The sequence below is a fragment of the Roseibium sp. R5 genome, from assembly GCF_055755305.1.
In genome coordinates, this window is record NZ_CM146910.1 from 4,412,606 (window position 1) to 4,425,402 (window position 12,797).

General features: G+C 57.4%; 11 protein-coding genes. 1 reads left to right on the forward strand and 10 read right to left on the reverse strand.

Annotation, left to right across the window (positions count from 1 at the left end; all coding sequences use genetic code 11):
• Positions 1–7 precede the first annotated feature (7 nt).
• The 10 genes from icmH to AC0J4F_RS20520 all read right to left on the reverse strand — a co-directional run bounded on the left by icmH (position 8) and on the right by AC0J4F_RS20520 (position 12,210).
• Entirely contained in the window at positions 8–931 is a 924-nt protein-coding gene (gene icmH / locus AC0J4F_RS20475; RefSeq protein WP_473024516.1) for a type IVB secretion system protein IcmH/DotU, read from the reverse strand.
• 11 nt (positions 932–942) lie between these two features.
• On the reverse strand, positions 943–2,277 hold the full coding sequence (gene tssK, locus AC0J4F_RS20480) for a type VI secretion system baseplate subunit TssK (protein ID WP_133950722.1): 1,335 nt from the start codon (positions 2,275–2,277) through the stop codon (positions 943–945).
• A 131-nt stretch (positions 2,278–2,408) separates the two neighbouring features.
• Complete coding sequence (gene tssJ, locus AC0J4F_RS20485; protein ID WP_133950724.1) at positions 2,409–2,900, reverse strand: type VI secretion system lipoprotein TssJ; 492 nt, start codon at positions 2,898–2,900, stop codon at positions 2,409–2,411.
• Positions 2,897–4,831 carry a type VI secretion system-associated FHA domain protein TagH gene (tagH, locus tag AC0J4F_RS20490; RefSeq protein WP_473024517.1) on the reverse strand — a complete coding sequence of 645 codons (1,935 nt, stop codon included), beginning with the start codon at positions 4,829–4,831 and terminating at the stop codon, positions 2,897–2,899. The genes tssJ and tagH overlap by 4 nt, the downstream gene beginning before the upstream one ends.
• Positions 4,828–5,937: a type VI secretion system baseplate subunit TssG gene (tssG, locus tag AC0J4F_RS20495; RefSeq protein WP_133950729.1), complete on the reverse strand. Its 1,110-nt coding sequence runs from the start codon at positions 5,935–5,937 to the stop codon at positions 4,828–4,830. The genes tagH and tssG overlap by 4 nt, the downstream gene beginning before the upstream one ends.
• Complete coding sequence (gene tssF, locus AC0J4F_RS20500; RefSeq protein WP_473024518.1) at positions 5,934–7,682, reverse strand: type VI secretion system baseplate subunit TssF; 1,749 nt, start codon at positions 7,680–7,682, stop codon at positions 5,934–5,936. Before tssF ends, tssG begins: the two co-directional genes overlap by 4 nt.
• Positions 7,683–7,704: 22 nt before the next feature.
• Positions 7,705–8,118, reverse strand: coding sequence for a type VI secretion system baseplate subunit TssE (gene tssE / locus AC0J4F_RS20505; protein WP_473024519.1), 414 nt, complete (start codon positions 8,116–8,118; stop codon positions 7,705–7,707).
• Positions 8,119–8,199: 81 nt separating this feature from the next.
• Complete coding sequence (tssC, locus tag AC0J4F_RS20510; RefSeq protein ID WP_473024520.1) at positions 8,200–9,687, reverse strand: type VI secretion system contractile sheath large subunit; 1,488 nt, start codon at positions 9,685–9,687, stop codon at positions 8,200–8,202.
• An 80-nt stretch (positions 9,688–9,767) separates the two neighbouring features.
• The gene (tssB, locus tag AC0J4F_RS20515; RefSeq protein ID WP_473024521.1) at positions 9,768–10,286 is read right to left on the reverse strand and encodes a type VI secretion system contractile sheath small subunit; all 519 of its coding nucleotides are present in this window, start codon (positions 10,284–10,286) and stop codon (positions 9,768–9,770) included.
• 187 nt (positions 10,287–10,473) lie between these two features.
• Positions 10,474–12,210, reverse strand: coding sequence for a TssA family type VI secretion system protein (locus AC0J4F_RS20520; RefSeq protein WP_473024522.1), 1,737 nt, complete (start codon positions 12,208–12,210; stop codon positions 10,474–10,476).
• A 220-nt stretch (positions 12,211–12,430) separates the two neighbouring features.
• Here AC0J4F_RS20520 and AC0J4F_RS20525 point away from each other — a divergent pair, with 220 nt between their 5' ends.
• Positions 12,431–12,787 carry an STAS domain-containing protein gene (locus tag AC0J4F_RS20525; RefSeq protein ID WP_166672760.1) on the forward strand — a complete coding sequence of 119 codons (357 nt, stop codon included), beginning with the start codon at positions 12,431–12,433 and terminating at the stop codon, positions 12,785–12,787.
• Positions 12,788–12,797 lie beyond the last annotated feature (10 nt).

Genomic DNA, 12,797 nt, shown 5'->3' on the forward strand with positions numbered 1-12,797 from the left:
GCCGCCCCTATTTCACTTCGAGCGCTTCAATGGCGCTCAACGGGGGGACGATTTCACCTTCCAGCATGAAATCGCTGTAGGCCCAGGCAATAAACAGGATCGACACGGCAATGATACCGATGATCCAAATAGGCGGCAGAACGCTCACTTTCCGGCCGCCCTTATGGCCTTCGGACACTTTTGACAGCGGCTGGTCTGGCTTGATGCGTGTGTTGCGCTTGATCAGCCGTGACAGTTCGTTGCGCAGATCTTCCAGCTGATCCCGGCCGCCTTCCAGAACCCGGTAGCGGCCCTCAAACCCGAGCATCAGGCAGGCATGCAGCAAGACAAGCAACGGCATCTTGCGCGGCGCATCGCCCTTAATCCGGTCCAAAATGCCAAAGAACTTTTCACCGCCCCAGGTTTCATTGTGAAATTGGTTCAGCAAACTGTTGGAACTCCACTCACTGCGGCTGCCCCAAGGCGTCATCAAGACCGTCTCGTCAACTGTCGCACACAGAACATAACGCGCAGCAATGATGTCACCGGCTTCTACGCCTTCCTTTTGAGCCGTTTGCTCAAACTTGTCGATTTCAGCCACAACTTCGCGGCGGAGCGAGACGACATCGGCGCGGTCAATCGCACTGCGCAAGTGCGCTATCAGCAAAAGCAACGGCGTAGCGGCACGAACCAGGACCCGTTCCGGGATTCGGTCAAACAGGCGGACGATGGATGTTGCGGATTCAACAGAAGAGCCGTTTTGCGAGACCGGAGCAGCCGGGTCAGGCTGTGCTTGCTGTGCGGGTTGGGCAACGGAAGGCTGGCTGACGAACGCAACAGTCGGTTCATCGCCCGGATCGCCCGTCCCAGCCGAGCCCTGCGCCATCGACGTACGTGCCCGCGGCGACAAGCGCTGCGCTACGGTCGGTTGGTCCAGGTCGTCATTCGTCATCAGCTGCTAAGTCACTTGCCTTTGTGGATTGCCCAGAGCTCTAGCCCCAACCCCGGGTAGTCGCCGCTCAAGTGTAACGCGAATGCGGCTGTGGTCTGCATTTGCGGCCAAAGTTCATTGTCGGTATCCAATGAAAAGTAGACCGCGTTCTGGATGTACGGGATTTGGCGGGGGGCCACGGAGAGTGGCGAGATCGCAATCCCGGGCAGCTGCAGATTGACCAACTCGCGAATCTTTTCGACCGGGCCGATCTTGATCTGGATCGGCATCTGCTTGCGCAGGGTTTCCAGATCGACATTCGCATAGGCAATCAGCACAAACGAGCGTGCCTGGAACACCATCCGGTCTGAGGTTTCGCCCAGCCAGATCCCGTATTCCCGTTTCGTGAGCGGGATGCTGATCGCGTTTTGCTCGACAACAAAACTGAGCAGGCTGCGCAGGACGGCGACCAAGCCCTGGTAGGTCATACGCAGATCGCGATGGTCGTAGGTCGGAATTTCAGGCGGCCTGCGGGTGTCGGTCCCATAGGCGGAAATCTCGCCGATCAGCGAAATCAGGTCCCGGTAGACTGTCTCGGGCATGTGCCGGCCGGACATGATCAAATGACCGATCAGAACCTCGTAGCGGTTCACGACGCCGAGCATCATGAGGTCCATGAGACCGTTGCGTGTGCTGCTGCCCTGCCCTGCCGCGTTGCTGGCCATCATCTCGCCGCGCTTGCGCAGAAGGCTGCGCACTTCTTCAAGATGCGCCAGCAACGGCTTGCTTGCAGCGACGAAATTCACCGGGGGGATAAAGGTGCCGGACAGCTGGACTGCACCTTGCGCATCCACACCTTCAATCTCGGCGATCGGCAGATTGGCGGTCTCATCAAGACTTTCACCTTCGAGGATCAACCGGGCTGTCAGTGTTCCAACCGCGATATTGGCGGGTGGCCGGTCAGCTTCCGCCGTGTTGCGCGCCTCGGACATATGCCGCGTGTACCGCTGTTTGCCTTGCGCTTCGTCGCCGACTTCCAGTCCACCGACTGACTTCAGCGGCACTGCCAGATAGATCTTCTTGCCCTGATGTTCCGATGTGATTTCGCGTGCGCCTGCAACCTTGTGCAAGAGCGAAGTATTGAAGACAGATCCATCCGGAAAGACGATATCCGCGTCCGCGATCTGAATCTGGCCGATCCGCAAGGCGTCCGGATCAAACTCAAGTTTCCGCACACCCCAGCTGTAGGGCGCCTGGTCTTTCACCCGGTGCTCAAGATTCGTTTCGATCCAGCGGTCATATTGCTGGAGGTGCTGGGGCCGGAGAAACATTCCCTCAAGCCAGAGCGGTTTGCCGCTTGCGTTCAATGCACTCCCCTGCGCTTCTCACCAAGTTTCACGATTCGAACCTAACGGCAAAATACCGACGTTGCGGAGTATCTTCTAATTGATTCCGCTGTGCAAACTCAATTCGTTAGGAAACCCTTGCGGGATCGGTCCTAAAAGACGCCCAACCGGCGGTTTCGAAGCTTTTGTATTCGAACAGCAAGAGTGGTCAGATAGATGACAAACTCGTTTTTCTTTTCTTGTTCGAGTTCGATGGAGTCCTGCCACTGGGCGGATTCAATATCCCGGAATGCAGCGACAACCCCGATGTAGCGGGCTTCACTGGAGATGCTGCGGTTGTAGTCGACGGTCTGTCCCGGTGTTAGCTCGTATTCGGCACTTCCGACCAGGTCACCGCCCAGCAATTTCTTGTCGTTGTCCGCAAAGTCAAAAAAGCTGCCATTTTGAAAGGCCGTCAGCTCTTTCAACTCGTAAACCCGGACCACAACCGGTGCCGGGTCGCCATTTTCATTGGGGTTTACGTTGGCATCGGCCTGTAGCTCGATCTTGATAGGTGTCGGCTTGGCGACACGCGAACACCCGGCAGAAATGGCAATGGGCGCAGCCAGAAGTCCGATGCACGCTGATCGTCGGGTCAGGCTCATTTCTTCCTCTTATTCCAATAATCGTCGGACATGCGCCGCGCCTGCTCTTCCTGCACTTGCGTGAAGGCTTCCATGATCATCTGCCGCACGACTGCCTCATAGTCCTTGCGCATGTGATCATATGTGCTGCGCGCCGTATCCCACTTGTCGCGACGCCCCCCAAGACTTCTTAGGCGCAATGCGCCGTCGCCGTCACCGGCCTGTGCCAAAGCTTCTGGGGATAATTTTTCAAACATCAATCGCATCGCCCGTTGCATGGCCGACATGATCACCATCGAATGGCTTTGCAGATCCTGAAACGCGTGACGGGTTGCCTGCGCGGGCGACAGATAGCCTTCAGTCCTCGTCAACAGCATTTCGTCCAAGGCCAGCTCGCCGACCTTGAAATACTTGAACGGGTTGTTTTCTTTCGGTTCGATCCGGGTTTCGTCAATCCGGAACTCCGACTTCACGACCTTGCGCGCGGCCATCATCGACACAAGGCCGGATGCCATTTCGCGGACCATGGCACCGACATCCTGAAGAATCTGATCCCGGATCGCTTCGGGAACCTCTGCTTCCGGAAACCCCATGGCCCTCAACAGGATCTGCAGATCCTCGTCACTGCGCGGCCCGGTCGGCATCGGGATGTGCGAAACCTCCTGAACCGATGCAGTGGCTTGCGGCTCTTGAGGAGCCGAAGACACCGGCATGGGTTGCGGCGGCATTGCCTGCGCGGGCATTTGTGGCTGTTGGGTGGCTGCGGGCAGCGGTTGCGGCGCCCCGGCCAGCCGGGCTTCGTCCTTATCCGCACCTTTGGCCTTGGCATCAAGCGCTGCAACCCGTTGTTCACGTCGAGCTTTTAGCGCGTCCAGATGAGACAGACCGCCAGCCGTACCTGGTCCAGGCATCGGCGGCATCATTGAAGAAACGGGTGCGTTCAATCCAGCACTCTGCGGCATTGGCGGAAGGGACGCTGATGTGGAAGCCGGCTGGGCAGCTTCCTGTGTTGACGCCGGAGATGGAGCTGAAGACGGTTGCTGAGCTCCAAAAGAAAAATCGTCTGGGATGGTCGATTGCGCCGCCGGTTGAGGAGCTGCCGATTGAGGCGACACCGGAGCCGCCTCTTGCGCAGTGGGTGAACCTGGAAGCGGGCCGCCTGGAAGAGACGACCAGAAGTCGTCCGGAATGCCGCCGGAGGCTGCCGGCGTGGCAGCTGGCGCAGACGTAACACTTGGCTGTTGTTGAGCCGGCTCGGCCGGCGGAGACGCGACCGGTTGAGGCGGAACGCTGGCGGCGACTGGTTGCGCCGGTTGGGCGACAGGTGCGGCTGTAGCCTGCGGCAGAACTTGCGCTGCCGGGGGCACTGCAGTTGGTGCCTGCGCGCCGGCCTGCATGAAGTCCTGCGGGATTTGCTGCGTGGATGCCTGCGGTGCGGCACTCACCGGCTGAGGCGCTGGATCACTGCCCCCAAGATAATCCAGCGGATCCAGAGACTGCTTGCCCTTTGGAGGTGCACCATAGGTCTGTCCCGGTGCCAGGAATTGCGCATCCGGAGTAAAATCGGGTTGCGGCTCCACTGCAGCGGCTGGTTGGACCTGTGGCTGTGCGACGGCAACAGGTGCGGATTGCATGGGTTGCTGCGCCGCAACGAGTTCTGCCGTTATTTCGTAAGGACCCGCTGTCAGGACAGTCCCCGGCCCCAGCGGAATAGACCGGCCGCGGCCAATTGGCTGCTCCTGTCCAGCAAGAAACGTCCCGTTTGTGCTCTCGTCAATCAACAAGAATGCGCCGCCTTGAAACACAACGCGCGCATGTATAGATGACAAGATCCGATTGGGATCAGGAAGAACCCAGTCACACTTCTTTGAGCGCCCAAATGTTCCACCGGAAGGACCGTACCGGAACTGACTGCCCAAAGCCGCACAGGTCAGGATCAACTCACTGCTCATGACACCATCAGACCGTTGGATTGTGTTTCGGCAGGCCCCGTCCCGGGCACATGACCGCTCGCATCCGGCGTAGCATGTTCCAGCTCACCGGTATAGTCCGGTCCACTTCCCAAAGGCAGGCCCGTCAACTGCACAGGATTTTCCAGTTGGCTGTCTTCCTCGGCATCGAGCCACAAAGAAACACCCAGCCGGATATCGCCGACTTGTCCGGCTGTCACCGTGTCCTCCTTGAAGACGAATTGCAGATCCCAATCGAGTGGGTCCCGCATGACCATAGCCAAGAGTTCGGCAATTTCTGGGTGCCGCTCTCCTCCGGGCATGAACGGTTTGAGTTTTTCATAAGGCGCAGGGCCCATCCGGACGGTGAACTTGCCGAGATCGTCTTCAACCTCTTCGCCCAGCACCATGTCCCCGCCAAGAAGGGTGTTTCGAACACCGAGCGAGATCTGGCTGTCTTCACCCATCACAACGTGGCGGTTCACATACTCAATGATTTCGCACGGCACCTTGAAGAAGCTCGACAAGACCGATGCAACGGCCTCGGCGGAGTTCGAGTACAGCGACATCAATCCTACATGCGGCAACAGCGCGGATCTTGCGACGGATCCGATTTCCGCCCGGTCCTCAATCGGAAACCCGCACAAAGCCAGGAAACACTTGGACGTCGCATCAAGGCCATGGTCTTCAAACCGGATGTAGTGCCGTGAGCGGCGCCAAATCTGATACAAGAGGATCGTCAGACGGTGATTGAACAGATCCAAAAGATCTTCAAGAGAAGACGGGTTTTCGTCACTCTCGATAATCCGTTCCGTGACGTTCGGCGGCAAAGGCGATGCCGGGCCATAAAGGCCGAGGAAATTCACCCGGATATCAAATTTGTCGCGCGCCTCGTCATAGGAGATCTCGGAGACATCACTGGCACCGAAACTCAATGAGCGGGTGGCGCGGAACTGGATCGGCTCATCTTTCGGAGCGTGGCCCGGACCCATCTTGTTGACGTCCGCATGCATCAGGCCGATGAGGTAGACCAGCTGAAAGAATTGGCTGTGCGCAAGGTGCCCGGCAAGAGCTTTGTGTTTTTCCGTTGCCTCGACAACTTCCGTCATAGCTGCGCCGCGCTCCCTTCCTTCGAATCCCAACTCAAGAGCGTGTTGCTGTCGGTCCCGATGATCGAGAGGCGATGCAGACTGTTGATGCTGGCATAGGATTTCAAAAAGCGGTCCAAGACGCAGCCGAAGAGGTACATTTCCGCCTCTCCGCCCATTTCACTTTCGGCAAGCCGAAGCACAAGTTCATAGGCACGGACGGGACGGCCATTGCGGAAGATATCGACGCTGCGCCTTTCGAAACTCTTGAAGCTTTGAAGCAACAGGTCCCGCTGAAGCGCGGCCTGCCGGTCCACATTCGCCCGGAAATCATAGGCCCCGATCACCGTGCGCAACGCTTCGACGTCGATCAGCGATGCATAGTTGCGGGAGAGGTTGGCAATCAGCGTCCACAGGATCCGGTCATCAAGCGGCGGTGGAACCTCGCCCAAAATTCGGGTGATGTTTGTGAACACAAGTTTGGCCGGTGTCTCCGATGTCGGCTGGTTGACCGACCCTATGCCGAACTTGCTGGCGTGTTCCCCATTGGAGCAGAGCAGATTGAGGGAGATCGTTTCGGTCAGCGGTTCACCGGCTTTGTTCAACCGGGTCACAAACGAGATGTAGTGGTCGATTCCACTGCCGAGAACCGACGGTTTGATGGTCGCTCGGTAGTAGAGCTTGTCCGGATCCGCCCCGGACGTATCATGCGAGAAGGATTCAAACGCCTGATAATCAATTCTCTTGCTGCTGCCTTGCACCCACCCGGTCACGGACAGCACGTCGTGGACGCTGCGCAGTTCGCGGCCGCCAAGCGGCCGCACCGGATACTCACTGCGATCATGCGACACCAGAAGGGCCTGGCCTTCGGCCTCAAACAGATTGACCGCGGGCGTGGTGTTCAACTGGATCTGGTGCGGCATCACCCGGCTGAGGTTGGAAAAGCCCTGATTGAAATGAAAGACCAGCTTGAAGCTGTCCGCGGTGACGCGGGCGTATTTCTCAAGGCCGCGGATGCGGACATACATGAATTTTTCAGGGCAGGAGAAGTACTCCTGCATGATCCGGAACCCGTCAAATGAGCCTTCCGGGTACGGCAGGCTCGCTTCGTCACGCTCAAAGCCGACCGGCTCCAAAACCACGTCCGCTGTGATCGGGTCCTGTCCCTTTGGCAACAGTTGAACCGACCGCAACCGCTTCATCAGATAGAGGTAAAGCTGTTGCGCCGTGTTGGTCTCGCCTTGCCCGCCGAGATAAAGGGTCAGCGGTGCAGCCGCCAATGCAGCCAAACCTGCACCAGCCGTTTTCGTAAAGGACAATTCGAGCGACGCGCTGTCCTTGCGGTTGTCCAGGTTGGTATCGCTGATTTCCAGCGGCAGAACGTTGAGGTCCAGGGTTGTGCGGAACGGCACCGCTTCGCCGTTCATGGAGGCGGTCTTGACCGACGTCCCCTTCGGAACGCGAATGGCCAATTCAGAAACATCCGGCGCGTGCCGGAATTTCAAAGTCGTCATCGGCGGGACAGGCCGCAGGTAATGCGGCCAGATCAGCTTGAGCAGCGAATGCGCCACTTCCGGCATTTCAGCATCCAGCCGCTGACGCAGCCGTCCGACGAGAAACGCAAAGCCCTCCATGAGCCGTTCGACATCGGGGTCTGTCGGGTCATCGGCAAGGTACTTGGACAGGCGCGGGTTTGCCTTGGCAAACTCGGCTCCGAGTTCCTTGAGATAACTGAGTTCATCCCTGTAGTAGGAATTGACCGACATCCAGCACGTATCCTTTTACGGCTCAAGCAGTGAGGCGCACCTTGCCTGAGCTGTCCAGCACAGAATCAAAACGCACGCGAACCTGCCGCGCACCATATTTCAAGTCTGCCTCAACGTTGAACACAAACTCCAGCGGACGGTTCGGATCCTCAATGGTCCGGACCACCGGATTGCTCAATCGGGGTTCGAATTTGATGATTTGCTGTTCAATATCCCGGCACAACTCTGCAGCCGTGTCCTTGTGGCTCTGGTTGACGGCGTTGAAGTCCGCAAGCCCATAGTCAGGACGCGTTTCACAGCAGCCTGCCATTGAGTTCAACAGGATGCGCAAGTCGGCGAGTATACTGTCCATCAACGCCGCCTCATGTTGATCCAGCGACTTGAACTCGTCTTTCAATACATCGCCTTCAAGACGCTGAAAAAGGGAAACCGCCACAGCAGAAGTCCTCTTGAAACAACACAGGGCACCAAACGTTTGGCGCCCTGTGAAAGGTCATTCGTCAAGACACTGACCGACTTAAGCCTTGTCGAGCTTACCTTTCAAGGACAGTGTGAAGTCTGCCCCCATGTACTTGAAGTGCGGCTGTACCGCCATCGACACGCTGTACCAGCCTGGTTCGCCCTCAACATCCGATACGGTGATCGACGCCTTGCGCAGCGGACGGCGTGAACGCACGTCTGCGGACGGGTTGTCCTGGTCAGATACGTACTGGCGGATCCAGTTGTTCAGCTCGGACTGCAGTTCGTTGCGGTCTTTCCAGCTGCCGATGTTCTCCCGCTGCAGCACCTTGATGTAATGCGCCAGGCGGTTGATGATCATCATATAAGGCAGCTGTGTGCCGAGCTTGTAGTTCAGTTCTGCATCCTTGGCTTCCGGGTTGTTGCCGAAGAACTTCGGCTTTTGAACCGAGTTTGCCGAGAAGAACGCAGCGTTGTCGGATCCCTTGCGCATGGTCAGGGAGATAAAGCCCTGCTCGGCAAGTTCGTATTCCTTGCGGTCGGAAACCAGAACTTCTGTCGGGATCTTGCTCTGCAGTTGCCCCATGGCCTCAAAAGTGTGGACCGGCAGATCCTCGACCGCCCCCCCTGACTGAGGGCCGATGATGTTCGGGCACCAGCGGAACTTGGCAAAGCTGTCGGTCAGCTTGGTCGCCATAGCAAACGCTGCGTTGCCCCAGAGGTAGTTCTCGCTCTCGGAACCAGACTCTTCCTCGTAGTTGAAAGCCTTGACCGGTGTGGTCTCGGGGCCGTAAGGCGTGCGCAGCATGAAGCGCGGCATGGCCAGCGCGAAATAGCGGGAATCTTCCGACTCGCGGAAAGAGTTCCATTTCGCGTACTTCGGTCCTTCGAAAATGGATTCCATGTCCTTGAGGTTCGGGATCTCCTCAAAGGTATCCACACCGAACATGGCCGGCGACGCAGCCGCGATGAACGGGGCATGCGACATGGACCCAACGCTGGCGCAGTACTGAGCCAGTTTGATGTCCTGTGAGCCGGGGCCGAAGTCGTAGTTCGTCACGACAGCGCCAACCGGTTGACCACCGAACTGACCGTATTCAGCGGTGTAAATGTGCTTATAGAGGCCGGACTTAACGACTTCCGGGCTGTCTTCGAAATCTTCCAGAAGCTCGTCTTTGGAGACGCTCATCATTTCGATTTTGATGTTCTGGCGGAAATCGGTCCGGTCCACGACAAACTTCAGGCTGCGCCAAGCGGATTCCAGCGTCTTGAAGTCTTCATTATGGATGATCTGATCGACCTGATCCGACAGTTTCTTGTCGATCTCGGTGATCATCATGTCGACGGCAGCGCCAGAAACCTGGCTTTGACCGTCGGTCGGCTTCAGAAGTTCGGAAATGAATGCAGCAACGCCCTTTTTGGCGACATCATAACCATCGTCGCTCGGAGCGAGTTTGGTTTCCTGCAAAATCTGGTCAAGCAACGAAGCGTCGAGTTCCTCGGTTTGCGCGCCGGCGCCCTGTTGCTGGTTTTCGGTGTCAGCCATGTTCACGGTCTCTGATCTTGCTGTGGTCCGGGTAAGATGAAATCAGCGGGCGCCGGTTGCGCCGCCGATTTGAACGGCACTTATTCGCCGTTGCCAGAATTGCCGGTCGTCTTGGTGAGTTCAGCCAGAAGTTTTTCGCGGGCAGCTTCATCGCCGAGAACATTCTGGATTGCCTTGCGGAACGCCGGAACGTTGCCCAGCGGCCCCTTCAAGGCGACAAGCGCCTCACGCAGCTCCAGAAGTTTGTTGAGTTCCGGTGTCTGACGCACAACGGATTCAGGAGAGAAATCGGCCAGGCTTTCGATTTTCAGAGAAACGGAGAGCTTTTCCTGCTCTTCGCCTTCCTGCTGCTCGACCAGCTTATTGTCTGTCGACATGTCCAGCTTCAACTCGTGGCTTTTCATCACCTCGTTGAAGTTGTCCTTATTGATGTTGATCAGGGACCGGTCTTCGACGGGCGTGTCGTCGGGACGCATGGTGTAATCCCCAAGCATGACGAGCTTCAGCGGAAGTTCAACTTCTTCCTTAGCGTCTCCCGTCGCGGGCTTGTACTTGATATTCACCCGCTCCTTGGGAGCGACGGAGGATTCTTTGGACATGCCTTCTCCTTAACGTCAGTCGAGCTTCCGATGTCACTTACGGAAATCATGTTATAAAACTGGTGTTCCCCTGTCGGGGGGCACTCTAGAACTGTTTCATGTCAAATCTGTCTAGAAGAGTCTTAAAAAAGACCCCTCAAAGACATGACTTTTTTCAAAAGGCACACGACAAATCTACTTTGCGCGGTCAGCGCTTGCCCGTCAACTCGGCAGCCGCGCCAAGGTCCAGTATCGATAAAGTTTCCATGACGGAGGCCTTCAAAGGCACCAAATCATTGTCAGAAATGACCTGACGGATGTTTTTATGGTTGAGACTACGCCATGAGAGCCGGGCCAATTCGACGACCAAGTCAGGCTCCCAGGCCGCCAGATTCGCATCTTCTGCCGTCTTTCGAAGCCGTGACAATTGAGCAACCAACGGCTGGAGAACATCGAACTGCAGGCACAATTCACTCAGCTTCAACTGTCCACGGAACCAATCCCGTTCCGCCCGGCAGCCGGCGCAATAGTCTTTCAAGACCGCCAATCCCTCGACAACCTTACCGGCCTGAGCCAGGCTGGCGGCTGTTGATGCGGCTCCCGTAAGCGGATCCGCTTCACCACCTGCGCCGCCGCCGGCGGCAACGCTCGCATTGATCCACGCTTTCGTTTCACCGCTCGCAAACGGGGTTCCGTCGCTGAAGGACAGGGACAGCACATCCGGCAAGCGTTTCAAGAACCCGGCCAACTCCCCCTCGACCAAAAGACGCGCGGCATCGTAGTCGCTGCCGAGCGCGCTCATAGCCTCGCAGATCATGAAATGCGCATCGATCCAGAAGGGCGACGACATGAATGCGCCTTCGGCTGATTGGATCAACCCGAGATGGTTTCCGGCACCCTTGAGCGCTTGCAGTTCGGCAATCCGGTTTTTCTGAGGTGGCGGCAGGCTGGACTTCCCGCTGTTGGCGGGTGGCATCACGGTGATCCGGCCCCAGACAGCAAATCGGGCACTCAAATACCCTCTTGGATCTTGCGGCGCGTGTTGCCGGCTGCTGGACGCCACCTTTCCGGCGGCATTGAACAGAGACGTAAATGCTGCATCCGAGTTGCCATCAACGGCAACCTCCGGCACCGCAATTGGTGCGCTGCTCGGGGTTGGCGAGGCTGTTTGTGACGCAGGCGGCGCAGCCGGTACCGGTTCAGCAGCCGAGCCAGCAGGCTCCGCTGAAGCTGCTGCGGTTGCCGCAGCACTGTCTGACGCCGCTTCGCTCGCCGGGTTGGCAGCAGCCTCGCCTCCCGCTTCTTTGGCCTCCTCTGCGGCTTTGGCCGCAGCTTCTGCCTCGGCTTTCTTCCGCGCCTCTTCCTCAAGCACCGATCGCACGTTTTTTGCAATCGGGCGGAGCGCGCGGATTAATGGCCCAAGAGCCGCTTGTGATTTGGTGAATTTCTGTTCAAGAGCGGTATCAAGTTCAAGCAGGTAGTCATGCGCCTGAAGCGCAGCCAGTCCCTGATCGCCCTCTGGCGTCTTTCCCTCGACAAGGGACCCGAGTTTTTCTGCGAACCAGTCGAATGCCCCTGCCCGACCGCGTTCGCGGCGCACCGGCGGCGTCATGTCTTCCCAATGGTCCTTGGACATGTCTTCGAGGATCTTGACGCCAATCGCGAGGCCCTTGAAATCTTCCTCCAGAAAAAGACCGTAGGCGAGCCGTGTCGCCAGAACGAGATCCTTCGAATTTTCCTTCAAGACATCGACGGTCTTCTCGTTGAGCATCTTCCAATTGACGGCGGATGGCCCATCGATCTCCATCTTCCGGAATTCGGCTTCAAGCTCCTCAAATTCGGGACTGTCGCGGAACTCTTCCTGCCCATCCGCATTCGCAAGTGCGACCTTGCCGACCTCTGCCCGCGGATCGGACAACTCAGGAATTACAATCTCTTCAGCCATTGGAGTATTCCCTTGTCACGGCCCGCAGCATCATGGTCTTCCAGCATCCCACTTCGTCACAGCCAGATCACCGGTCCAGGCTCGGACCATATACCGCCACGTCATTGACAGGAAACACCTGTTGCGTTCTTCATTTCATAAGATTTTCATGCTTCAAGGGAAATCCACGCACTGGCGAGTTTCAGCCCCCCTAATCAATCCTGTGGAAGGTATGGTCCAAATGGCGGATGCGGCGCATCTCACGATCGACGACGAAACGGTGGACGGGATTCGGATCATTTGCCCCAAAGGCAAACTGGAGACCCTGTCGGCAAAGGACTTTGAAGCGCATCTCAAGTCAGCCGCCCAAGAGAGCGATTCCAGCCTGCTGATCGACATGAGCGGCGTGGATTATGTCACCAGTTTTGGTCTGCGGTCCTTGTTGATCATCACCAAACAGATCGCCCCGGCAGGACGCAAACTGATCCTCTTCGGCGTCAATCCATCGGTCCATGAAGTCCTGAAGATCTCCGGCTTCCTCAAGATCCTCAGCGTGGTTGAAGCGCGCGATGATGCTCTGGCAGAGATCAGGGGCTAGCTGACTTTAT

Bases quoted from the DNA above. Each gene is read 5' to 3' on its own strand.
- icmH (WP_473024516.1), bottom strand. From the start codon at position 931: ATGACGAATGACGACCTGGACCAACCGACCGTAGCGCAGCGCTTGTCG.
- tssJ (WP_133950724.1), bottom strand. From the start codon at position 2,900: ATGAGCCTGACCCGACGATCAGCGTGCATCGGACTTCTGGCTGCGCCC.
- tagH (WP_473024517.1), bottom strand. From the start codon at position 4,831: ATGAGCAGTGAGTTGATCCTGACCTGTGCGGCTTTGGGCAGTCAGTTC.
- tssG (WP_133950729.1), bottom strand. From the start codon at position 5,937: ATGACGGAAGTTGTCGAGGCAACGGAAAAACACAAAGCTCTTGCCGGG.
- tssF (WP_473024518.1), bottom strand. From the start codon at position 7,682: ATGTCGGTCAATTCCTACTACAGGGATGAACTCAGTTATCTCAAGGAA.
- tssC (WP_473024520.1), bottom strand. From the start codon at position 9,687: ATGGCTGACACCGAAAACCAGCAACAGGGCGCCGGCGCGCAAACCGAG.
- tssB (WP_473024521.1), bottom strand. From the start codon at position 10,286: ATGTCCAAAGAATCCTCCGTCGCTCCCAAGGAGCGGGTGAATATCAAG.
- AC0J4F_RS20520 (WP_473024522.1), bottom strand. From the start codon at position 12,210: ATGGCTGAAGAGATTGTAATTCCTGAGTTGTCCGATCCGCGGGCAGAG.
- AC0J4F_RS20525 (WP_166672760.1), top strand. From the start codon at position 12,431: ATGGCGGATGCGGCGCATCTCACGATCGACGACGAAACGGTGGACGGG.